This window comes from Photobacterium sp. CCB-ST2H9 (genome assembly GCF_023151555.2).
Classification (GTDB): Bacteria; Pseudomonadota; Gammaproteobacteria; order Enterobacterales; family Vibrionaceae; genus Photobacterium.
Window position 1 is genome coordinate 2,617,787 of record NZ_CP100425.1, and the last position, 22,440, is coordinate 2,640,226.

Here is a 22,440-nt window from a genome sequence, read left to right on the forward strand (position 1 = left end):
TTCGGAAAAATTGTGATAAGTGCAACGCTTGACGAAAATTTAACAAAATTTTTCGAAACAGATAACCTCAACAACAGCCAATACAGCTCACTGTCACTTTGGCTGCCGCATTCTACACAATCACACCTCACTGAGAAACCATTAAATGCAACTAGTATCTATGTTAGAGCAATTGCCCTTTGTTAGTTCATTGTAAAAACACATATCAATACCTATCAATGAGTTAGCTTTAACTAATGCAACTCACTCGATAAGGTGAATCCACGCAAATATGATAATCGCCACTTGCAAGGCCACCTCAGTGATTGTTTTGCAAAAATTTCAGTAAAACCATAAATCTTCACATTCAATACATTGCTATCCGTGATGTATCCCAATATTATTGAAGAGCGCCTTGCCTTAACAATGAGCCGCATTTATACGATTCAATCACTCGATACAATAATATAAGGGAATAGGATGAAAAAGGTATTCGTTTCTCTGGCAGCCCTCTTGATGGCTAGTTCAGCATTGGCCGCAACCGGAACTGGGAGCGTTGCCGCGTCAACCTCAACAACTTCAGCAACAACTGCTTCTACAGCAGCTACTGGTACTGCTGCGGGTACCGCAGGTGCATCAGCTGCTGCTGTAGGTGGTATTACAGCCACAACCGTAGCTGTTGGTGCTGCAGTTGCAGTTACCGCTGTTGCAGTAGTTGATGCAAATGGCAACGACACAGCAACATCAACTTCGGTCAATCAAGGCTAATCACGAAAGTATGATTGCTTTCTTAGCGTTTGAATAACCGCACTGAGTGCGGTTATTTTTATGTTTTCAGATTTCTTTTTAAAGATGGACATAGGATGTTGCCCTTTCGCCCATTTGTTACGAATCTATTTATTCTCACAATCCTCCTATCCTCCCTCGCCATCTCTGGCTGCAGCCAGAAATTTCAGAGCGTATCAGATACCTTCAGATTGGCTGTCAGAGGGGAAACAGACACACATAAACCTCAATCATGGATTGAGCAGTTACCATATGCAACTATATACGCCCGCATTGGCAACGGCCCTCAGGCCTTCATGGTCCTTGCATTAGCTGAAAGCTCCCCTACATTCCAAACAACACCATCGACTTCAATGCAACAGTTAAAATGGCTGGCTGCTGACAAAGGAATGTTAGTCACCGAACAAGGTCGCCTAGTCAAAACATTGAACTTACCTCTGGGCAATTTACTTCATATCGAAGCAGACAAACCTGACCCGGTTGCTCTGGGTTTACAAAAACCTTCCACACCAAAATACTGGCAACGCCGAATCGATTGGCAACCTGGGTATCATTTTGGTTATCAACTCATTTCAATTTTCAAAGATCAGGGCCCAAAGACAATTTCCATCAATGGAATAATCCATTCCACCCGCTTTTTTGTGGAAATGGTTGAAGTACCAAGCCTGAAACTCTCTTTTGAAAATGAGTTTTGGATTCATCCGGATAATGGCCAAGTTTTAATGAGCCGCCAGCTCATTGCGCCGGGGTTACCCGTTCTGGAAACACAACTCCTGAAACCCTTTGGAAACTGACGGGTGATAAGAATGCACACGCTTCAAACTTACCGACAAAAACACCATAAAATCATTGCATTACTCATAAGCACTCTTGCTTGGTGCATGCTGACCACGCCTGCTTTTTCCCAACCGGATACAAGAGTCATAGCATCGACTGAAGTCGAGGTCAGAATCAACCAATCGAACCAAGCCCTGCAATTACGTTACTCAACTACAGTTCGGTTGGAGCAAGTTCTTCAAGATACTTTGGCAAATTTGCATCAATTGCCAGTTAAACATTCCGGGCAATCTCTTTACTGGTTTGGCTCGATGCTCTGGCGGTCAGATAGCATCACAAGGCAGGTGATGAAAGAACAGCAATCAGCTGTCATTCTGCAACTTCAGCAACTGGCACTACAGGTGCGTAACAAGAAACCTGAAACTAGCCATTCATTACAAATACTGGCCAATACTTTGTCTGCACCTTTACCCGGACAACGAATCATTCAGTCATTAGACCGAGATTGGGTCAGAATTTCTCCTGACAAAAATCCTGGATTGAATGGTCAATTCAGACTGCAAGTTATCACCCGGCCAGAAACGGTCAAAGTCTTTGGTGCGATTTCACCGCCCAACGTAGAAGATAGTGATATCAAACTTTCCTGGCAGGAACGAAAAAACGCAACTGACTATTTACAACAAGTCACGCCACTCACCATCAGCAACCCTGACTACCTCTGGGTCATTCAGCCTGATGGCAAAGCCGAGCAACATAAAATTGCTTACTGGAACCGTAACCACAAAGATATTGCTCCCGGTGCAACCATCTACCTGCCATTTACCTCACTGCCTGATGGCTACGAATCACTCAATGACAACATCGTCGACTTGCTCAAACAAAGGCCTTATTGATGGTTACCTCTGCTTTTTCTCCTTACGCTCTGCGCCTTAGCCTGCTATTCGGGTTCTCACTGAGTTGTGCCATCCCGTCAGCCATTGCAGATGAGTTCAGTTATCCAGCGTTTCAAACCTCTCAAAATGATTTCGGTGGGGTTGGGTTGATACAAATGCCTTCTGGACGTGTCGCCCCCGAAGGGGAGTTTACATTTGGTGCAACCTACAACAACGATTACTTGCATTACAATGTGTCGCTCCAGCTCTTCACGTGGTTGGAAACAACCATTCGCTACACCTTGGTGCAGGATGTACTTTATAGTGAAGACCCAAGTTTCAGCGGCGATACGAAATACACAGATAAAGGGATCGATTTTAAACTTCGCTTGTTGGAAGAGAGCTACTGGCTACCGGAAACTGCTATTGGCATTCGGGATTTTGGTGGCACAGGCTTATTCGATGGCGAATACCTAGCTGCCAGTAAGCACTGGGGACCATTTGATTTTACACTGGGACTAGGCTGGGGCTACCTTGGCAACAGTGCAAACGTATCTGGAGACAAAAATCAGAGCAGTGACTGTGGCCGGAATACTCAATACAAAGGCAAAGGCGGTAGCGTGGATTTCGAACGCTGGTTTACAGGATGTTCGGCCGTATTTGGTGGTATCGAATACCAAGCCCCCTGGCGGCCACTTCGACTGAAACTCGAATATGACGGGAACGACTACACCAGTGATTTCCCCGTTACTCGTGCCGGAGCCAGCATGAATCAGGACAGCCCTTGGAATCTGGGCATTCTTTATCGTTTAGATCACTGGGGGGATGTCCGTCTGAGTTATGAGCGAGGTAACACCTGGGCGTTTGGGTTTAACCTGAACACAAATTTCAACACGCTGGCGACTTCCTGGCGAGATACTCCAAAGCTGACTTATGCGCCAGACCTTCAGAAACACGATTTAAACCTTGAGGATTGGCAAAACATCGCTGAGGCTTTGCACGCTAATGCTGGATTCAAAAATCCGAAAATTTATGCTGACGAAAAATCGGTTACTGTCCTGGCATCACAAGAAAAATACCGCAACCGGAAAGAAGGCTATGAACGTGCGGCCATCATTCTAAGTAATCATTTGCCGACATCTCCAACAACTGGCGCTCCGGCTTTTGATGAATATCGGCTCATCGAAACAGGTCATGATCTGCCAGCCACTGAAACCATCATTCGTACTAAAGCGTTTGATGATGTCGCGCGCTACAACTATGTCGATGCAGCCATTGATGATGCGATCACGACTCAGGCACCAGATGCACCTCAAGGGCAACTCATCGCTCAAGACCAAAATCCATGGGATGTCAGCATTTCACCGAATCTGCAACAATCTTTTGGTGGCTCTGAAGGGTTTTACCTGTATAACATTGGGCTCAATACCGGCGTAAGTTATCAGATGAATGATCAGTGGGAGCTGGGAGGCAGTCTATATCTGAACCTGCTGGATAACTACGATAAGTTTAAGTATGACGTTCCGCCTGATGGCACCGATCTAAAACGTGTACGCACCTTGGTTCGCCAGTACATTGATGGTAATGCGATACGAGTCAATAACCTGCAGCTCACATGGATGGATCAGCTGGCGGAAAATTGGTATGCCCAGGCCTATGGCGGCTATTTGGAAATGATGTTTGCCGGCGCAGGCAGTGAAATTTTATATCGACCAATGGAAACTGACTGGGCTATAGGTTTGGATTTGAACTATGTGATTCAGCGTGACCCGGATACCCAGCTCGGTTTATTCCATAACGAAATGCATGTTGACCCTGTCACCGGCAGCGGTTACAGAGTGCAAACAGGGGCTTTGACCGGCCACGCAACGCTTTACTATCAACCACCATGGTCTTTCCTGCCAAACACACTAATGAAAGTCAGTGCTGGCCGCTATCTGACCGAAGATGTCGGGATGACTTTTGATTTTTCCAAGCAGTTTGACAGCGGTGTGATTGCAGGTGCCTTTGTTACCCTAACCAACTTATCTGCAGATGAATACGGTGAAGGCAGCTACAATAAGGGGTTTTATATTTCCATCCCTTACGATTTGATGACAGTCAAGCCCAGCCGCAGCCGTGCCACGATTTCCTGGTTACCCCTGACCCGGGACGGCGGCCAGATGCTGAACCGAAAATACCAGCTGTACAACATCACAGATGCCAGAAAACCATGGTACAGCCGCAAAATGATTCAGCAGAATTAATGCCATTTCATCAATCCGTACCCATCGCTCAGAGCGGTGGGTTCGCTTTTGGTGAGCAAAAGCAGAACGTCCTCTTTTCTGATCATTCAATCAGCTCAGCAAACAGTCCTCCGTAACTTGTAAATTGATCTGCTCCACAAATAAAACAAGTAACCTTCAACTGCAATGGTGAAATATTAATCTTCTTACAGCATTGTCGCCTTCACTGTTTAAATGAATGAATCACTTGGCTTATGTGAGGACGAAATATGTTCAAAAAGTATGCTGTTTTTTCTGTTAAACATCCATTGCTGCATAAAATGAACCTGTTAGTAGCGATCACTTTTTTTGCCACTTGCTGCTATCAACTGGTCGTTCAGGAAAACCTGGTGTTTAGCTTGGGATTACTGGCTGTTTCAATCCTGCTGACACTGTTTGCTGGGTCTTCAAACTATCGCCGCAAGTACATCAGTTTTCCTTATTCACTGGATTAAAGCATTTTTCATCAGGTGTAAGTCTCGGGTATGCATCAACACCCACACTATATCCCGAATTTCGCAGCAAAATGGCAGCTAAATCAAACTTGCGCCACAAAATTCGGACACAGGCGCTTGTCTGCTTGCCTCCACTTCAATGCCCCCCCTATAATTCCGAAGCGAGTAAACATTTACCTGAGATTTATACTCTACTCGACACTTTAAGATAAAATTACAAACAAAATACCGTTCATTTTTTACTTTATCGCATCACAAATTGCAGTTATCAATGGAAGTATCATAGTGACAGATACACAGACCACAGCCGTACCGTCAGGCCCTCAACTTGTTCATTCCTCAAAAAAGTCTATGCAAAATCATGACAGCACGGATGAAATCGATCTCATCCAATTATTCAGAATACTTTGGCAAGAAAAACTGCTGATTGCCCTGTTTACATTGCTATTTGCTGTTGCAGGTGTTACTTATGCGCTCACAGCACAGGAGTGGTGGACCGCCAAAGCGAAAGCCATTCAACCCCAAATTACCGATTTCGCGAAACTTCAACAGGAAATCAGCTCATTCCAGCCAGCCTTTGACTCAGGCCTCCAACAGACTGAAGATGGCACTCTTCAGGTAAAAAACCAACTCAACGACGTCATTGATGCTGAGGTTCTGTTTAAAAACTTTATCAACAGTTTTAACTCCCTTGCGAATAAAAAAGCTTTCCTGATAGGAAATAAGGATTTTCAACAATTTCTATCTGAGAATAAAATTTCCAGTGCTGACGACACCGATCGTGCACTCGAGAGCTGGTTCGAAAAAATCAGTGCCAAGCAAGCGAGCAAACAGGAAGAAGATATTTTCGTGATTAGTCTTCAAGCGACTTCCAGCAACAATAGCTTTAAGATGCTGAATCAATATATCAATTTTGTGTCGGCGAAAGTCTATAAAGACACCATGAATAACGTTCAGGCACTGATCTCAGCAAAAGAAAATGAATTAAATCAACAACTTAAAGTGCTTCAAAGCCAAGCTACCAGCTTCCTGAAAGTCGAAAAAGAACGGACAGAATATGCACTCAACATTGCCAGTGCTGCTGATGTCCAGCGCCCTGTTCAAAATCTTGGTAATAACGAAATCTTTGCTATCAACCTAGGCGCTAAAGCACTGGCTGCAAAAATCAATGCCCTGGATACAGTCAAGAACCTCAGTGTAGTCGAACCTCGCATTCAGGAAGTTGAAGCTCGTCTGGCGTTGATACAGGGGACGGAATTAAATAAAAACATCCACTTTAAAACCTATCGTTTTCTGGAAAACGTTGAAAAACCAGTGACTAAAGATAAGCCCAAACGCGCTTTAATTGTCATCATTGCAACACTGCTGGGTGGCATGTTAGGCATCGCAATTGCCTTGATTCGTACTGCTTTCAGAAACCATGACTGACGCTTGAAAACGACCTGAAGCAAAAAGGCCAGTACATTGAACTGGCCTTTTGGGCTCTGGTTTGAGCAAAAAACCAACTACTAAGCTACACTTTCCTGAAGCTGTTGCCACAATGATTTCACAAGCTGTTGGTCCGCTGGATTCAGTTCAGATTGTGCATCTTTCAGGCTCTCACCGACAGCCTGATTCATCGCTTCTGTGGTCGCCATACCATCTCGTTCACAAACCGCAGCAGATAACGAGATATGGCCACGCAGGTATCCTCCGGCGAATAATTCGTCATCAGATGCTGTTTCTACCATCTGATCAATCAGGGTAAGCAACTTTTCTTCGTATTGCTGGATCATCTCGTCACTCTTATTTGTCTATCAAATTCTGACCAATTTTTCTGGCCACCACGTTTTTCAGACGGCCACTTCCGGTTCAGGAAAATCTTCCGCCCGTAATGGTACTACCCCGTAATGCTGGCGCAGCACATCGGAAAGTAGCCCGACCCGCTCAGGCATTCTGTCACTCAGATACCTCAATACCTGCGCACGAACTTTGCGGGTAAATCCTACCCGATCGGGCTCATGATCACCACTCAGGTTGTCACAACTCACCTGAAAACGAAAACCACAACTGGCCGCCAGAAGCCATTCAACGGCCTGAGGCTTAATTTCCACCTGTTCAAACGCCGCCTGCTGGTCCTTATTCCGACCATCAGGTAAATACCAATAGCCATAGTCTTCTATTAAACGGCGTTCTTGACCAGCAATGCACCAATGGGCGATTTCATGAAGTGCCGAGGCAAAATAACCACGCGCAAAGATAATCCGATGATGCGGATGCTGCTCATCTGCCGGTAAATAAACCGGCTCATCACCACCGAGAACAAGTTCAGTGTTGTAAGGGCGCAAAAAAGTATGATTAAAAAGGTGTATCAGGTCGTGATAATTGTGAGACATGGACAAATGCGTTACTTCAGTTAGCTTATGAAAGGTGATTCTCAGTCAGGTTTTAACACCCTCCCGCAGCAGTAATGCTGGGGATTATAAGCTATTTTACATGAAGGGTGCGACGTTAAAACGAAAGAGCATATCAAAAGAGGGCTCCCCAAAGCCCTCCTACCATTTCATGTGCCCTGCAACAAATACTACCTGATCTCTTTCAGCTGAGGCGTTGTTGTGATGACATCAGCATTTTGCGCCCGGTGACGCATTAAGTGATCCATCAGCACAATAGCAACCATGGCTTCGGCAATTGGTACCGCCCGAATCCCCACGCATGGGTCGTGACGGCCTCGCGTGATAACTTCAGCGCTTTCACCCTGCTTATTGATAGTTTCTCCCGGGACCGTGATACTCGAGGTTGGTTTCAAAGCCAGATGGGCGACGATGTCCTGACCGGAAGAAATGCCCCCCAGGATACCGCCGGCATGATTCGAATGAAAACCTTCTGGCGACATTGCATCACGGTGTTCACTGCCACGTTGCTGAACAACGTCAAAACCATCACCAATTTCAACACCTTTGACAGCATTAATTCCCATCAGCGCATGGGCAATATCAGCATCCAGGCGATCGAAAACCGGCTCGCCCAAACCAACTGGCACATTCTCTGCAACTACGGTCAGTTTGGCGCCAATCGAATCACCATCTTTCTTCAACTGACGAATCAGTTCATCCAGCGCTTCTACTTTCGAAGCATCCGGGCAGAAGAAAGCATTTTGTTCCACCTGTGTCCAGTCGATGCTCTCAATCTTCACGTCCCCCATCTGAGACAAATAAGCACGAACTTCAATGCCATGGACTTGTTTCAGGTACTTTTTGGCAATCGCGCCTGCGGCAACACGCATTGCAGTTTCACGGGCTGAAGAGCGGCCTCCGCCACGGTAATCACGGATCCCGTATTTTTGCTCGTAGGTGTAGTCTGCATGACCAGGACGGAAGAGATCTTTGATATTCGAGTAATCTTTGGAGCGCTGATCGGTATTTTCGATCATCAGACCAATAGAGGTCCCTGTGGTTTTGCCTTCAAATACCCCGGCAAGGATCTTTACTTCATCCGGTTCACGGCGTTGAGTCGTGTACCTAGAGGTGCCGGGACGACGGCGATCGAGATCATGCTGCATGTCGGCTTCGGTCAATGCCAGCCCCGGAGGACATCCGTCAACGATGCAGCCCAACGCCACCCCATGACTTTCACCAAAGGTCGTAACGCGAAAAACTTGTCCTATTGTGTTGCCTGCCATGACTTCCCCTGTATCTTTGCTTTTCCGGCATGAAAGCCGTTTTGAATCATGTAATCACTGAATAGTGCAAAGTTGTACAGGGGAATGCAAGCAGAATCGGATTGAGACCACTACAGACTTCTTCTGACCGAGTCTGACTTAGTCCTGTTCCTTTTTCGACTTCCACTTTTTAATACCGGGAGAGGCAGGTTTTTGGCTGGCATCGTCCTGACGGCTTCTGCGCGGTCCTCTTGCGGACTGACCACCTGGTTTTGCACCATGCGAGCGCTGCTGCGAATCCGAACGAGTCCCATGGCTTTTACCCGGTTTACTGCCGGAACGGCGACGATCGACTTCACCTTTACCGTGATAAGTTTTGTATTTCACAGCCGGTTCGTCTTTTCTCTGCTGACGCGCATCATACAATTTTGCATCGGTTGCTTTCGCAATCGACTCCCCCTGGCCGCTGATCCGGGAAGCTTCTTCTGTCTTGCTCGACTGTGCCAGCAGACGGTAAATTTCTGCCATCTCATCATCTGTAAGATAGCGCCACTTACCATTTGGCAAGCCATCAATAGTGATGTTCATGATCCGCACCCGACGCAGTTTATATACTTCATAGTCAAGCGCTTCACACATCCGTCGAATCTGGCGGTTCAGCCCCTGGGTCAACACAATCCGGAATGAATAAGTGGTTTCTTTGCTGACCTGACAAGGCAAAGTCACCGTATCAAGAATCTCGACACCGGAGGCCATTTTATCCAGAAAAGCCTGTGTCACAGGCTTATTCACCCGCACGACATATTCTTTCTCATGCGAGTTACCGGCGCGCAGGATTTTATTCACGATGTCACCATCGTTCGTCATGAAAATCAATCCATCCGAGGCTTTATCCAGACGTCCGATTGGGAAAATACGTTTACGATGACCAATAAAATCAACAATATTGCCTTCAACATGGCGTTCTGTCGTACAGGTAATCCCTGCTGGTTTATTCAGCGCGATATAAATCGGCGGCTCTTTGCGGCGCAGCGGCTTATCGTCCACCTGCACCTCATCATCAGGCCCCACTTTCATCCCCATCTCAGGCAACTGCCCGTTAATCAGTACCCGGCCTTGCTCTATCAGCTTATCGGCTTCCCGGCGTGAACAGTAACCCGTATCACTGATGAACTTATTCAGTCGAACCTGACCTGAATCTGAAGATGACGCGCCTGAACGCGGCTGTGGTTTATTTTCTGACATGATGCTCTTCTTCACTGTGCGTTTCACAACGCGGATGGGAGCAGGAATTGTACTGGAAAATCACTCAGAAGCCATGGTTTCAAGAGACTTTATCTTTAGCATCATTCACCCAGACCTGCTTCGTTCTCTATTCAATTGAATCGGAATGGACATACCTATTGCACTTTTTGAACTCACCAAAATTGCTCAATTAACAAACAGAATGGCTTCACACCCGCCCAATAATACGAAATAAAACACACAAGCTATTGATTTTATATCCAATCATTGTTATTAAATTTCCGTTTTGCACAGCGTTCAATTAATTTTACCTTTGAGATTCAATCCATGAAATCAATGACAACATTTTCAGCAATCTGCCTGCTGGCCTGTGCGCCAGCGCTGGCGGCGCCATCTTATATTTATGGTGGGATCGGCCTCTTAGGTCCGAAACTGAAGGAGAAACCCGAGCATCTCACCGAAAACCTGACGCCCAATCTGACTTTGGGATTCGGTCACGAATTCAACGATTACATTGCCTTAGAAACTTTTATCAATTACAGCGCGACTGATTACACCAATGAGTGGAACCAACTGGATAACACTAAGTATGAAATGTCATTAAGCCAACTGGGTTTCAGCATTGTGCCTTCTACCGGCGAAATTGGTCATTCAGGTATCAAGCTGTATACGCGCCTGAATGCTTCCATGGTAATCGCCGAGACGAAAATCACTCAGGGCTATACGATAAAAGACAGTGATTCAGGATTCATGTTCGACGCTGGTGTAGGGATTCAGTGGAATATGAACAAACGCTTCATGATTCGCGGTGAATACATCACAAATTTTGCAGCCAGTTCTCTGGAAAATTTCGATTTCGACAACAGCATGACTTATGAAGGGATACAGCTGGCGCTGGGTTACCGGTTCTGAGGACCGATGGGTTTGAATCTGAGGGGTAATAATGCCCCTCGGTTTGCCTTTTTCAGAACAGCACACTGACTTGCGTCTATTCCCTCAAAATTCCATCAAGAAACAGAAATCTGAGCTCATAGTGCTTCGCGGACTTCATCATTTGATACAAAAAACCGCCTCCTGATGTCACTTATCAAGCTTTCGTTCCATTGTGATGACAGGCCGCTCAATTCATATTGATTCATATCACAGGTTTTTGCTATGAATGTCGGGCACCCATCGATATAAAAATCTTTTCACGAGATACAGAAATGAAAAAAACACTCGTATTTGCTGCCGCCACAGTTATATGCAGCACAAACGCTCAGGCTTCTATACCGACAGACGGGAATAACTATTTCTATGTCGGCGCTGGTGCCGTATCTCTGAAAAAGAAACAACCTCTCACTGGTGCAGTTGAAGAAACAAACCCGAGCTATACGGTTGGCCTGGGGCGGGAAATCCATCCGCATATCGCGGTGGAAGCAGTCTATAGCAGCGGTTCAACCACCTATAATAATCTGTTCACCAGCCAGGAAGCCGATGTGTCTCTGTCCCAGATTGCTGTCAGCCTGGTCCCAGCCACGGATTATTTGGGAGATACCAGTTTGAAGCTGATCGGTCGCATGAGTGTCTCCTTTGTGAAAAGAACAACGGATTATCAGAACATTCCGGACATGACCTATGAAAGCAGCACGGGCGTGATGGTTGATGCTGGTATCGGTCTTCACTGGGATATCAATCGCCGCCTGATTATGAGAGCCGAATACATCACGAATGTCACCGATCACTCACTGGGCGATCTGAGCAAAAACTACGATTACAATGGCGCGCAGTTCACCTTAGGTTACCGCTTTTAATTGCATCTGACAGTGATGAAAAAAGGGGCCTGAAGCCCCTTTCCTATTCATGATTTCGTCTGATCCAGCGGCAGTTCGCCATGAGAGCGACGTCCGACATAATCTCGTTCCAGCGCCTTTTGTAACTGTGCCGCCACATGCCCCGGAGACTGGGTTCGGGCACACACCAATCGATACATGGCCGGGATCACAAACAGGGTCACCAGCGTCGCAAACGCCATGCCGAAGAACACGACAGTGCCGACGGAAATCCGGCTTTCATAGCCTGCGCCGGTCGAAAGCAGCAGCGGCAGTGCTCCGAAAAGAGTGGTGAACGCTGTCATCAGAATCGGGCGCAATCGACGTGCAGATGCATCCACAATTGCCTGCTCAAAGGCGATCCCTTTATCCCGCAACTGATTCGCAAACTCAACAATCAGAATACCATTCTTGGTCACCATGCCGATGAGCATGATCATTCCAATCTGACTGTAGATATTCAGGCTCTGCTCCATCAGCAACAACCCCATCAGGCCACCGAAAATCCCCATCGGTACAGTCAGCATGACCACCATCGGGTTGATGAAACTTTCAAACTGCGCTGCCAGCACCAGATAAGCAACCAGCAAAGCCAGGCCGAAAATCATCGCCATACTGCTCTGGTTTTCCCGGAAGTCTTTTGACTCGCCGCCATAATCGATCACGATGTCACTGGGCAGCATCTCCAGCGCCTGTGCATCCAGATAGTCCAGTGCTTCGCCGAGCGTATGTCCCGGCAACAGGTTCGCAGTGATGCTGATCGATTTTTGCTTCTGGTTATGGCTCAGTTTTCGGGCCGCAGCGACCTCTTCCACTTTTGCCACACTGTTGAGCGATATCAGTTCCCCGTTCTTCGCCCGGACATAAATCCGGCTCAGATCCATGGCGTTATTAAAGCTGTTTTCGTCCCCACGCAGATAAACATCATATTCTTCACCGCGCTCGACAAAAGTCGTCTCACTGCGGCCACCCAGCATAACTTCCAGCGTTTCCGCAATATCCGATTGTGGAATTCCCAGCTCAGCCGCGCGTGGCCGATCGACTGTCACCACCAATTCCGGAGTGGTTTCCGCATAGTCGATATCGACGCCGTCCATCATCCCGCTGCCCTGTGCGACATCTTTCAGTTTGTTTGCCCAGGCAAACAATTCATCGTAGTCGGCACCATTCAGAATGAACTGCACGGGTTCAGATGATCCCCCCCGAAAACCCGGCATAAACGGCCAGACCCGGATATCAGGGATTCCGTGCAGCGCCTTGCGCACCACACCCAGCGCCTGCGTTGCACTGACATCCCGGCTTTCCCAGTCCTCCAGCTGCATGATGACAAAACCGGTCTGATCCCCCGCACGACCACCGAATGCCGGGGTCTGGATACTGACCGAGCGGATCAGCCCCTGCCCGACCAAAGGCAGCAACCGCTGCTCCACCTGCTCAATATTCCCCACCATCCGGTTGTAGCTGGTTGCTTCAGCCCCCCGGACAAAAGCAAAGATCACACCTCGGTCTTCCGAGGGAGCCAGCTGGTTCGGGATCAGCTGAAACAACCAGACACTGGCTCCCATCAGCGCCACGATGAACAATGGTGCTCCCCAGCGCCAATGAACTGCAAAAGTCACGGCTTTGCGGTAAACCGCTTCCAGTGACGCAAACTGACGGTCCACAAAACGATTGAACGGCCCCGGCTTCACATTGGCCTTAAGTAATTTACTCCCGAGCACCGGACTCAAGGTCAGTGCAATCAGCGAAGAGAAAATTACCGACATCGCCAGCAAGACTGAAAATTCAGTAAATAACGGCCCGACCATACCGTCCATAAAACCAATGGGCAGGAATACCATCACCAGCACCAGGGTTGTCGCGATCACCGCAAAGCCGACTTCCCGGGTTCCTTTAAAAGCTGCCAGTAAAGGCGGTTCACCCCGTTCAATATGATGGTAAATGTTTTCCACCACGACAATGGCATCATCCACCACCAGCCCGATGGCCAGAATCAGTGCCATCAAAGTCAGTAAGTTGATTGAGAACCCAAGATAATACGCAGCCATGAAAGCCGAGATCAGGGATACCGGGACAGTCACCGCCGGTATCAGCGTCGCCCGAGCCTGACCAATAAAGATATACAGCACCAGAACCACCAGTGCCCCGGTGATCAGCAAAGTGTTGTAAACCTCGTTGATAGAACGTTCGATAAAGACAGTGGAATCGTAATCCACTTCCAGTTGCGTGCCGTCCGGCAGAAAACGCTGCAAACGCTCCACTTCTTTATGAACGGCTTCAGCAACTTGCAGCGGATTGGCATCAGACATCGGGACAATGCCCAGACTCAGGCTGGACACACCATTGTTTTTAAATGTCGCGTCCTCGTTTTGCGCGCCGATCGCCACATCCGCCACATCTTTCAGGTAAATGGGAGAGCCATCAGACGTCTGACGAACAACCAGATACGCAAAGTCTTCCGCCGTTCGGTACAACCGAGCGGTACGGACCGACATCGTCGTTGCATCATTTCGAACCTCACCACCCGGCAGCTCAACGTTTTCATCGTTCAGCGCATCAATGATCTCCTTGGTGGTCACGCCACGTCCGGCCATCTGCTCCGGCAACAAACGCACATACATAACTTTGTAAAGCGCACCGGTCAGCTGCACTGAACTCACCCCGTTAATCAGGCTGAAGCGATCGGTCAGTACCCGATCGGCATAATCAGTCAGCTGAGCGCGATCCATTTCACTGGACGTCAGATTGATGTAAATCGCGGCTTCACCTGAACCATTGTCTTTCGACACAATCGGCTCATCGGCCCCGTTCGGGAGACGACGGCGGGCACGGGAAACGGCATCCCGGACATCACTTACCCCTTCGGTCAGGTTCCAGCCCATTTCAAACTCAACGCTGATCCGTGAACTGCCGTTCCGGGTCGTCGAAGTAATACTTTCAATCCCGCTGATTCCGGAGAGCTCATCTTCGAGCACCGTAGTGACCCGGCTTTCCATGATGGTGGCCGAGGCCCCCTCGTAAGTCGTCCCGATACTGATCACCGGATTTTCAACATCCGGCATTTCACGTACCGGCAGTTTGCTGAAAGACACCAGACCAAACACCACCAACAGTACGCTGAGTACAATCGCCACAACGGGACGCTTCACCGAAACATCAGATAACCACATCAGGCATTGTCTCCGGTCCGGGTGACACTCACAGCCTGGCTGTCTGCGTTCCTGTCCGGACTGACATCCATCACGGCCAGACCATCCCGCATATTCACCAGTCCCTGCACCACAATGCGATCCCCGATCTGAATCCCGGACTCAATGACCACTTCATTTTTCACCCGGGCACCCAGCACCACTTCGGTACGATGGGCAATTCCTTGTGCGTCCACACGGTAAACAAAACGTTTGGTACCTGAATATTCCAGTGCCTGAACCGGAATGATCGCTGCATGTTGTGGCGTGAAATCCAGTGCTGCGGCCATCAGCATACCCGGTTTGAGCTTGCCACTGTCATTATCAAACAGTACACGCACCCGGATATTCAGTGATTCGGCCTGAACACGGGAATCAATCGCCTGAATGGTGCCGGTAAAGATGTCGCCCGGCCAGGCCTGACTTTTCGCCTGAACAGCCATTCCCGGGGCCAGTTTGGAAAGATATTGTTCCGGCACCTGCACATCGAGCCGCATTTGCGACAGGTCGTCCAGGGTAAAGAGTTCACTGCCGACCGTCACAGTATGACCGGGACTGAAATCAATCAGACCAACTGTCCCCGAAAACGGAGCCCGGATCTGATGATTATCCAGCTCGGCTTTAGCTGCATCCAGACGGGCTTTAGCGATACTGACACTGGCTTGCTGTGCGTTCAGCTCGGTTTGCGTCAGCGCCCCGCGCTTCACCAGCCGCCCGTATTCCGTGAATTTACGCTTTTCGTCATCATAGTAGGCTTTGGCTTCATCGTAGACAGCCTGCGGTTTGGCACTGTCCAGCTGAACCAGCAGTTGCCCCTGTTTCACCTTGCGATCAGTATCGACAACGATCCGATCAACTTTGGCCGCCACCTCTGTCGCAATCACGACTGAGCGCTGGGCAGCCAGTTTGCCGACCAGAGAAACAGAACTCACCACTTCATGAGAAGCCACTTCGCCGGTTGCCACAGGCACGGGCCGGCTGGATTTTGGCTGATTCGCCTGCGCTGCATGTGAAGGCTGCTGAAAGTACACATATCCGCCCCCCGCCAGCGATGCCGCAACCAATACGGCCAAAACAACTTTTTTCATGCTTACGCACCCTGTCTTTTGGTATGGGCTAATCATATCTGACGCATATCAGGAACGGGGTAAAGAAATGTAAACTCAGGCAAATTTCCATCACAAAAAAGGCCGATTCCCCAACAAATTGTGGCAAATGACGAAAAATCCAGCAGCCAACTGTGAATATACAGAAAAAGGGTTTACAGTGACCGTTTGTTTGCTATTATCCGCTCCGCACTTGAGGAGGGGTTCCCGAGTGGCCAAAGGGATCAGACTGTAAATCTGACGGCTCCGCCTTCGAAGGTTCGAATCCTTCCCCCTCCACCATCTTTTCTGAAAGTGGTACACTGTACGGCTTTCAAAGGCTGAAAAGCCTGACAATACGCAAAAATCCCGTGGAGGGATTCCCGAGTGGCCAAAGGGATCAGACTGTAAATCTGACGGCTCCGCCTTCGAAGGTTCGAATCCTTCTCCCTCCACCATCTTTTCCGAAAACTGTACATCGTACGGATTTCGAAGGCTGGATAGCCTGACAATATGTAAAAATCCCGTGGAGGGATTCCCGAGTGGCCAAAGGGATCAGACTGTAAATCTGACGGCTCCGCCTTCGAAGGTTCGAATCCTTCTCCCTCCACCATCTTTTCCGAAAACTGTACGCCGTACGGCTTTCGAGGGCTGAAAAGCCTGACAATATGCAAAAATCCCGTGGAGGGATTCCCGAGTGGCCAAAGGGATCAGACTGTAAATCTGACGGCTCCGCCTTCGAAGGTTCGAATCCTTCTCCCTCCACCATCTTTTCCGAGAGCAGCGCTTTGTTGCTTTATTTGGCTGAAAAGCCTGACAATACGCAAAATCCCGTGGAGGGATTCCCGAGTGGCCAAAGGGATCAGACTGTAAATCTGACGGCTCCGCCTTCGAAGGTTCGAATCCTTCTCCCTCCACCATCTTTTAAGCCAGTGCATTGCACCGGCTTTTTTCTTATGGCTTTCTGTCAGATTTCTTCCACTGACCCATCTCACTTCTGCGACTTTGAGGATTCTGTGCCCGGCACAGCACACATGCTCAAAAAACCGCCACAAAAAAGGACTAAACTCAAACCAACAATAACTGTGATCCTTATCACTCCAAAGCCGTATGAGGACCGTGGTATGCCTGACAAAGTCCATAAACTGAACCTGACACCGCCTCCATGGCCGACCATGCGCGTTCTGGTGATTGATGATCAGCACAGTGCACAAAGTCTGATGAAAGGCATGCTCCTGCAAATTGGCATTCGTCATATTGATACCGCCTCAAACTATCGTGAAGCGATTCATCATTGCCAGCACACGGCCTACCAGCTGATTCTCGTCGATTATCATCTGGATCACATGCTGACCGGCAGTGAACTCATCAGCCTGCTGCGTAAAAAACAATTACTGAGCCCGGAATGCGGACTGGTCATTTTTTCTGCCGATACCAGCACCCGGGTTGTTCTCACGGCACTGGCTGTTGAACCTGATGCCTTTCTGACACTGCCGATGCCTGTGATCAGCCTGCAAAACAAGCTTTGTCAGGCATGGCAAAACAGTCAGGCACGTCACCCAGTCTATCAGCGGTTAACAGCACAGGGACTGACAGAAGGGATCCGGTACTGCAAGCAGCAACTCCTCAAACATGGTCCGGATTACCAGCTTGAGCACCTGCTGCTGGATATGCTGATGGAGAACAAAGACTGGTCTCAGGCAAACCGCTATGCCAGCCTGTTCAGGAAATATCACCCTTCCGTGAAAGTCTCACTGACTGAAGCTCGCCTGTATGCTCAGGCGGGAGACAAGAACAAAGCGATTCAGCACCTACAACAGTTGCTCGAAAAATCCCCGCTGTGCCTGGAAGCACTGGATTTACTGGCAAACTATCAGGCTGAAAATAAGGAAGTGCTTGCGGCACTGGCTACCGCCCAGCGCGCGCTGAAACTATCTCCTTCCGCCAGCCACCGGGCGCTGAAGGTAGCACAGCTGGCTGCGAAAACTGGCCAGAGTGAACCCTTGATACAGGCAGGTATGACACTGGCAACGCATCTGCCCATCATCGATATCGGGTGGATCATCTGTCTGGCTGAATTCAGTGATACCTTTGAGCAACTGTACTTCACGACGCCGTCTGCGCAGACCAAACGACAGCTCAAAGTGCAGTTAAACAAAATCACGCAGCGGGCCCGTCATCGTCTGCTGCCTGCCCAGCGTCACTTTCTGTACTGCTTTCAACAGCTCATACAGGCACGCCTGTTGCTGGCACAAGGTTCCGCACTCAAAGCAAAGCGCCGGTTGCTGCTTGGCCTGTCAGGCTATTTCAGCTGCATTCATAAATTACCGTCCGTCATTCTGGCTGAAGCGCTGCCACTGCTTTTGCAATTGGGCGAGACCGCCCTGATTGCCGATGCCTGTCAGGCTCTGAAACACAGAGACCGTTTCGACGGACACAGCCGGCACCGCTTGCAGGCACTGCGAGAAAACAGTCTGGCATTTGACGCCCTCAGATGGCTCGAAACCACGCTGAAAACAGCACAGGCCGCAAGATTAACCCGACCTGCACAAGCGTTGTTTCATTTTGAAACCATTCTCCGCGACTACCCATTATGCAGTGAAGCCCACCTGGGCCGTATTGACTGCCTGCTCAGAATGCCGGGCACGGTTCCTCCCGGGCTGTACCGCCAGAGCCTGAACGCTGTCTGCATGATGCCACTTCCCGCCGAACAGGCAGCCTGGCGGCATGCCTTAAGTACCGAACTGAAAACAGGAAAGCATCTGAGCCATCTGCCTCAAACGGGTCCGCTTTACCGGGAACTGCCGCCTATCCAGATCTCCACCTGGTCTCCGCTGCTGCACTAATCTCAGAAATCCCGGCCGTGCGGCGAGTCCAGATCAAGTGCCGGGCCTGCTGGCACAACGCCGGTCGGGTTGATCATCTGGTGACTGAAATAGTAGTGGCGTTTTATCTGCTCAAAATCGGTTGTTTCTGCCACTCCCGGGATCTGATAGAGCTCTTTCAAATAACCCTGTAAATTCGGATAGTCCGCAATACGCTGCTGATTACACTTAAAATGACCAACATAAACAGCATCAAAACGGATCAGGGTTGTGAATAATCGCCAGTCCGCTTCCGTGATTTGCTCTCCTGCCAGATAGCGGTTTGATGCCAGATGCACATCGACTTTATCCAATGCGCTGAACAGCTCAGAAAATGCCGACGCGTACGCAGCCTGCGTGCTCGCAAACCCGCAGCGGTACACACCATTATTGATATTCGGATATATGAAATCATTCCAGCGGTCAATTTCATGCCGGAGCGCCAGCGGATAGTAATCATCGTGATTACCGGTGATCGCATTAAATGCCGTATTGAGCATCCGGATGATTTCAGACGATTCATTACTGACGATGGTCTGGGTTTGCTTGTCCCACAGCACAGGGACTGTCACTCTGCCGGTGTAATCCGGTTTGGCTTTTGAATAGAGCTGATGCATAAATTCAAATCCATAGAGAGGCTCTGGCTCAGAAAACTCCCAGCCGTGTTCCAGCATGTCCGGGTCGACAACCGTTACCCCAATATGCGCGGCCAGCCCTTTCAGCTGACGGAAGATCAAAGTCCGGTGTGCCCAGGGGCAAGCCAGTGAGACATACAGATGATATCGTCCGGATTCCGCCGGAAAGCCTTGCTGCCCCTCTGGACCCGGCGCTCCGTCGGCTGTCAGCCAGTGGCGAAATCCCGCATCTTCACGCACAAATTTGCCGTCGTGCTGCTCAGTCTCATACCAAACATCGTGCCAAACACCCTTGATGAGCTTTCCCATGTTTACCTCGTCGTGAGTCGATTTATTCACCATTATAAGGAAGCTATTTTCATCCGTCGGCGCAGAAAATCCGGCAAAGATCATCAGGATATTCGAACGGACTTTTACAACGCTTACGCTCATTCAGGCACTATGCTAGGATGACCACATTTCCCATGCTGACAGAACAGAATTCAAATGAAAGTCATCTCATTTAATATCAATGGATTAAGAGCAAGACTCCACCAATTGCAAGCCGTCATCGATAAACATCAGCCGGATGTCATTGGTCTGCAGGAAATCAAAGTTCATGACGAAGCTTTCCCGTTAGAAGACGTTGAAGCTATGGGCTACAAGGTGTATCACCATGGCCAGAAAGGACACTATGGTGTGGCGCTGCTGTGCAAACAAGAGCCGGTTCATGTCCGCAAAGGCTTCCCGACTGATGACGAAGAAGCACAGCGCCGGATGATTATGGCTACTTTTGAGCAGGCCAACGGTAAGCAGGTCACCATCCTGAACGGTTATTTCCCTCAGGGTGAAAACATCAATCACGAAATCAAATTTCCGGCCAAAGAAAAATTCTACGCGGATCTGATGACCTATCTTGAGGCGCACCACAGCAGCGATGAAGAGCTGATCGTCATGGGTGACATCAACATCAGCCCGATCGATCTGGATATCGGTATCGGCCCGCAAAATGCCAAACGCTGGCTGCAGACCGGAAAATGTTCATTCCAGCCTATTGAACGCGAGTGGCTGAAAAAGCTGCTGGACTGGGGGTTTGTCGATACTTTCCGTCAGCTGCATCCGGATGCGGATGACAAGTTCTCATGGTTTGATTACCGCTCCAAAGGGTTCGACGACAACCGTGGTCTGCGCATTGACGTGGTTCTGGCGACCCCTTCACTGGCAGCGCGCTGCCATGAAGCTGGGATTGACTATGAACTGCGCGGGATTGAAAAACCGTCCGACCACGCACCGATCTGGTCTGTGTTCGAATAATTCGGGTATTTCCAATCATCGCACCAATACAAAAAAAGCCAGGGGTAACCCCTGGCTTTTTCATTGGCCGGAGAAAGCTGAATCAGCTCAGCGCTTTCATATGGCGCAGATACCGGCCTTCCAGTTTGCGGAAAGTCCAGATCACGGTAAATGTCAGCACCATGTAACACAAACCGGCAAACAGGAAGGATTCAAACGGCGCGTAATAGCGCGAGTTCACAATCCGGGCAGCGCCGGTCAGGTCGATAATCGTAACAATACCTGCCACGGCGGAGCCATGGATCATGAAAATCACTTCGTTACTGTAAGCAGGCAGAGCACGACGCAGCGAGCTCGGCAGAATGATACGGCGGAATGCCTGCATGTGACTCATTCCGTAAGCTTTCGCGGCCTCGACTTCTCCTTTCGGCATGCTGTTAATCGAGCCCCGTACAATTTCTGCGGTATAAGCAGCGGTATTAAGTACAAAAGCCACCAGCGCACAGAACCAGGCATCTTCCCAGAGGGTGCCCTGAACATTCATAAACTGGCTGACACCGTAATAAATCAGGTACAGCTGCACCAGCAGAGGCGTTCCGCGGAAAAAGTAAATATATGCCCAGGCCGGACCGTAGATCACAGGATTCTTGCTGTTCCGTGCCACCCCCATCGGAATGGCAATCAGAAGACCAATCACCAGCGCCAGCGCAACCATCCAGAGGGTCGTATAAAAGCCTTGCAGGTACAGCTGCCAGCTGTCTGTCAGAATACTAAAGTCCATCTCTTACCTCGTATGGATACTGAACCGACGCTCTGCCCACTTCAGTGCAGAAGTAGAAAGCGAGGTAAACACCAGAAACAGCACAGCGATTGCCATGTAGAACGTAAATGGCATTTGGGTGGTACCGGCAGCCAATGCCCCCTTCCGTACCATGTCATCCAGACCGATAATCGAAACCAGTGCCGTAGTTTTCAGCAGAACCAGCCAGTTATTCCCGAAACCCGGCAGCGCATGTCGGATCATCTGTGGCAACAGGACACGGCGGAAAGACATCGCACTGCTCATGCCATAAGCTTTCGCAGCTTCCAGTTCCCCTTTGTCCACCGCCATGATGGCGCCCCGGAAGGTTTCCGCCATATAAGCACCGAAGATGAAACCTATGGTCAGAATACCGGCAACAAAGGGACTGACCTCAATATAATCGGGCAGGTAAGATGTCCATTCATGAGCCGGATCCGACGAAGCGAAGTAGTTGTTCAGCCACTCATTGATGCCGTAAAGACTGTTGTTCAGCAGAACCTGACCGCCAAAAAAGATAAGCATCATCAGCACCAGGTCCGGGATACCACGAATCACCGTGGTGTAAGCCGTAGCCGTCACTCGGGCGGTACGGTATCGGGAGAGTTTTGCCAGTGCACCCAACATGCCCAGCGTCATCGCCAGCAGCAGTGACAGCAAGGCAACCTGCAAGGTTATCCATGCGCCTTCAACCAGCGACCATTCGTATCCTTTTAAATCCAGCAAGGGGTCACTCCTTTAAACTGCAAAGGGTTTGCCATGTAAAAA

19 protein-coding genes and 5 tRNA genes are annotated in these 22,440 nt (G+C 49.2%); 15 read left to right on the top strand and 9 right to left on the bottom strand.

The window, feature by feature from the left end; genetic code table 11:
* Window positions 1–459: 459 nt before the first annotated feature.
* The 6 genes from L4174_RS12135 to L4174_RS12160 all read left to right on the top strand — a co-directional run bounded on the left by L4174_RS12135 (window position 460) and on the right by L4174_RS12160 (window position 6,561).
* Window positions 460–747, top strand: coding sequence for a hypothetical protein (locus tag L4174_RS12135; protein ID WP_248141144.1), 288 nt, complete (start codon window positions 460–462; stop codon window positions 745–747).
* Between the two features lie 95 nt (window positions 748–842).
* The gene (locus L4174_RS12140; protein WP_248141145.1) at window positions 843–1,559 is read left to right on the top strand and encodes a YjbF family lipoprotein; all 717 of its coding nucleotides are present in this window, start codon (window positions 843–845) and stop codon (window positions 1,557–1,559) included.
* A gap of 12 nt (window positions 1,560–1,571) precedes the next feature.
* A complete protein-coding gene (locus tag L4174_RS12145) occupies window positions 1,572–2,435 on the top strand; it encodes a capsule biosynthesis GfcC family protein (protein WP_248141146.1) in 864 nt (287 codons plus the stop codon).
* Window positions 2,435–4,660, top strand: a complete 2,226-nt coding sequence (locus L4174_RS12150; protein WP_248141147.1) for a YjbH domain-containing protein — start codon at window positions 2,435–2,437, stop codon at window positions 4,658–4,660. Before L4174_RS12145 ends, L4174_RS12150 begins: the two co-directional genes overlap by 1 nt.
* A 248-nt stretch (window positions 4,661–4,908) precedes the next feature.
* Window positions 4,909–5,133 (top strand): hypothetical protein, encoded by a 225-nt coding sequence (locus L4174_RS12155; protein WP_248141148.1) that lies wholly within the window; start codon window positions 4,909–4,911, stop codon window positions 5,131–5,133.
* A 285-nt stretch (window positions 5,134–5,418) separates the two neighbouring features.
* On the top strand, window positions 5,419–6,561 hold the full coding sequence (locus L4174_RS12160; protein ID WP_248141149.1) for an LPS O-antigen chain length determinant protein WzzB: 1,143 nt from the start codon (window positions 5,419–5,421) through the stop codon (window positions 6,559–6,561).
* 80 nt (window positions 6,562–6,641) lie between these two features.
* Here the strand turns inward: L4174_RS12160 and L4174_RS12165 are convergent, their stop codons facing one another.
* The 4 genes from L4174_RS12165 to rluF form a co-directional block, all read right to left on the bottom strand.
* Window positions 6,642–6,908, bottom strand: a complete 267-nt coding sequence (locus L4174_RS12165) for a YfcL family protein (protein ID WP_248141150.1) — start codon at window positions 6,906–6,908, stop codon at window positions 6,642–6,644.
* A gap of 57 nt (window positions 6,909–6,965) precedes the next feature.
* On the bottom strand, window positions 6,966–7,508 hold the full coding sequence (locus tag L4174_RS12170; RefSeq protein ID WP_248141151.1) for an elongation factor P hydroxylase: 543 nt from the start codon (window positions 7,506–7,508) through the stop codon (window positions 6,966–6,968).
* 188 nt (window positions 7,509–7,696) lie between these two features.
* Window positions 7,697–8,794 (bottom strand): chorismate synthase, encoded by a 1,098-nt coding sequence (gene aroC / locus L4174_RS12175; RefSeq protein WP_248141152.1) that lies wholly within the window; start codon window positions 8,792–8,794, stop codon window positions 7,697–7,699.
* 138 nt (window positions 8,795–8,932) lie between these two features.
* Window positions 8,933–10,018 carry a 23S rRNA pseudouridine(2604) synthase RluF gene (gene rluF, locus L4174_RS12180; RefSeq protein WP_248141153.1) on the bottom strand — a complete coding sequence of 362 codons (1,086 nt, stop codon included), beginning with the start codon at window positions 10,016–10,018 and terminating at the stop codon, window positions 8,933–8,935.
* A gap of 336 nt (window positions 10,019–10,354) precedes the next feature.
* Here rluF and L4174_RS12185 point away from each other — a divergent pair, with 336 nt between their 5' ends.
* Both L4174_RS12185 and L4174_RS12190 read left to right on the top strand, forming a co-directional pair.
* Window positions 10,355–10,930, top strand: coding sequence for an outer membrane beta-barrel protein (locus L4174_RS12185; RefSeq protein WP_248141154.1), 576 nt, complete (start codon window positions 10,355–10,357; stop codon window positions 10,928–10,930).
* Window positions 10,931–11,223: 293 nt separating this feature from the next.
* Complete coding sequence (locus L4174_RS12190) at window positions 11,224–11,811, top strand: outer membrane beta-barrel protein (protein ID WP_248141155.1); 588 nt, start codon at window positions 11,224–11,226, stop codon at window positions 11,809–11,811.
* Between the two features lie 47 nt (window positions 11,812–11,858).
* Here L4174_RS12190 and L4174_RS12195 read toward each other — a convergent pair whose 3' ends face one another.
* Entirely contained in the window at window positions 11,859–14,999 is a 3,141-nt protein-coding gene (locus L4174_RS12195; protein ID WP_248141156.1) for a multidrug efflux RND transporter permease subunit, read from the bottom strand.
* Window positions 14,999–16,105, bottom strand: coding sequence for an efflux RND transporter periplasmic adaptor subunit (locus tag L4174_RS12200; protein ID WP_248141157.1), 1,107 nt, complete (start codon window positions 16,103–16,105; stop codon window positions 14,999–15,001). The genes L4174_RS12195 and L4174_RS12200 overlap by 1 nt, the downstream gene beginning before the upstream one ends.
* Window positions 16,106–16,320: 215 nt before the next feature.
* Here L4174_RS12200 and L4174_RS12205 point away from each other — a divergent pair.
* The 6 genes from L4174_RS12205 (at window position 16,321) to L4174_RS12230 (ending at window position 18,948) form a co-directional block, all read left to right on the top strand.
* Window positions 16,321–16,405, top strand: a tRNA-Tyr gene (locus tag L4174_RS12205).
* A gap of 70 nt (window positions 16,406–16,475) precedes the next feature.
* Window positions 16,476–16,560: transfer RNA gene (locus L4174_RS12210), tRNA-Tyr, on the top strand.
* Window positions 16,561–16,630: 70 nt separating this feature from the next.
* Window positions 16,631–16,715: transfer RNA gene (locus tag L4174_RS12215), tRNA-Tyr, on the top strand.
* 70 nt (window positions 16,716–16,785) lie between these two features.
* Window positions 16,786–16,870, top strand: a tRNA-Tyr gene (locus L4174_RS12220).
* Between the two features lie 67 nt (window positions 16,871–16,937).
* Window positions 16,938–17,022 (top strand) — tRNA-Tyr (locus L4174_RS12225).
* A gap of 204 nt (window positions 17,023–17,226) precedes the next feature.
* Entirely contained in the window at window positions 17,227–18,948 is a 1,722-nt protein-coding gene (locus L4174_RS12230; protein WP_248141158.1) for a response regulator, read from the top strand.
* Between the two features lie 2 nt (window positions 18,949–18,950).
* On the opposite strand, the gene L4174_RS12235 is transcribed toward L4174_RS12230, so the two are convergent.
* Complete coding sequence (locus L4174_RS12235) at window positions 18,951–19,910, bottom strand: glutathione S-transferase family protein (RefSeq protein ID WP_248141704.1); 960 nt, start codon at window positions 19,908–19,910, stop codon at window positions 18,951–18,953.
* 177 nt (window positions 19,911–20,087) lie between these two features.
* On the opposite strand from L4174_RS12235, the gene xthA reads away from it, so the two are divergent.
* Window positions 20,088–20,894: an exodeoxyribonuclease III gene (xthA, locus tag L4174_RS12240; RefSeq protein WP_248141159.1), complete on the top strand. Its 807-nt coding sequence runs from the start codon at window positions 20,088–20,090 to the stop codon at window positions 20,892–20,894.
* Between the two features lie 82 nt (window positions 20,895–20,976).
* Here the strand turns inward: xthA and L4174_RS12245 are convergent, their stop codons facing one another.
* Window positions 20,977–21,654 (bottom strand): ABC transporter permease, encoded by a 678-nt coding sequence (locus tag L4174_RS12245; RefSeq protein WP_248141160.1) that lies wholly within the window; start codon window positions 21,652–21,654, stop codon window positions 20,977–20,979.
* Between the two features lie 3 nt (window positions 21,655–21,657).
* Window positions 21,658–22,398, bottom strand: a complete 741-nt coding sequence (locus tag L4174_RS12250) for an ABC transporter permease (RefSeq protein WP_248141161.1) — start codon at window positions 22,396–22,398, stop codon at window positions 21,658–21,660.
* Window positions 22,399–22,440 lie beyond the last annotated feature (42 nt).

Bases quoted from the DNA above. Each gene is read 5' to 3' on its own strand.
- L4174_RS12245 (WP_248141160.1), bottom strand. From the start codon at position 21,654: ATGGACTTTAGTATTCTGACAGACAGCTGGCAGCTGTACCTGCAAGGC.
- L4174_RS12165 (WP_248141150.1), bottom strand. From the start codon at position 6,908: ATGATCCAGCAATACGAAGAAAAGTTGCTTACCCTGATTGATCAGATG.
- L4174_RS12135 (WP_248141144.1), top strand. From the start codon at position 460: ATGAAAAAGGTATTCGTTTCTCTGGCAGCCCTCTTGATGGCTAGTTCA.
- L4174_RS12230 (WP_248141158.1), top strand. From the start codon at position 17,227: ATGCCTGACAAAGTCCATAAACTGAACCTGACACCGCCTCCATGGCCG.
- L4174_RS12195 (WP_248141156.1), bottom strand. From the start codon at position 14,999: ATGTGGTTATCTGATGTTTCGGTGAAGCGTCCCGTTGTGGCGATTGTA.
- L4174_RS12140 (WP_248141145.1), top strand. From the start codon at position 843: ATGTTGCCCTTTCGCCCATTTGTTACGAATCTATTTATTCTCACAATC.
- aroC (WP_248141152.1), bottom strand. From the start codon at position 8,794: ATGGCAGGCAACACAATAGGACAAGTTTTTCGCGTTACGACCTTTGGT.
- L4174_RS12200 (WP_248141157.1), bottom strand. From the start codon at position 16,105: ATGAAAAAAGTTGTTTTGGCCGTATTGGTTGCGGCATCGCTGGCGGGG.
- xthA (WP_248141159.1), top strand. From the start codon at position 20,088: ATGAAAGTCATCTCATTTAATATCAATGGATTAAGAGCAAGACTCCAC.
- L4174_RS12190 (WP_248141155.1), top strand. From the start codon at position 11,224: ATGAAAAAAACACTCGTATTTGCTGCCGCCACAGTTATATGCAGCACA.
- L4174_RS12145 (WP_248141146.1), top strand. From the start codon at position 1,572: ATGCACACGCTTCAAACTTACCGACAAAAACACCATAAAATCATTGCA.
- L4174_RS12155 (WP_248141148.1), top strand. From the start codon at position 4,909: ATGTTCAAAAAGTATGCTGTTTTTTCTGTTAAACATCCATTGCTGCAT.
- L4174_RS12235 (WP_248141704.1), bottom strand. From the start codon at position 19,910: ATGGGAAAGCTCATCAAGGGTGTTTGGCACGATGTTTGGTATGAGACT.
- L4174_RS12185 (WP_248141154.1), top strand. From the start codon at position 10,355: ATGACAACATTTTCAGCAATCTGCCTGCTGGCCTGTGCGCCAGCGCTG.
- L4174_RS12170 (WP_248141151.1), bottom strand. From the start codon at position 7,508: ATGTCTCACAATTATCACGACCTGATACACCTTTTTAATCATACTTTT.
- L4174_RS12150 (WP_248141147.1), top strand. From the start codon at position 2,435: ATGGTTACCTCTGCTTTTTCTCCTTACGCTCTGCGCCTTAGCCTGCTA.
- rluF (WP_248141153.1), bottom strand. From the start codon at position 10,018: ATGTCAGAAAATAAACCACAGCCGCGTTCAGGCGCGTCATCTTCAGAT.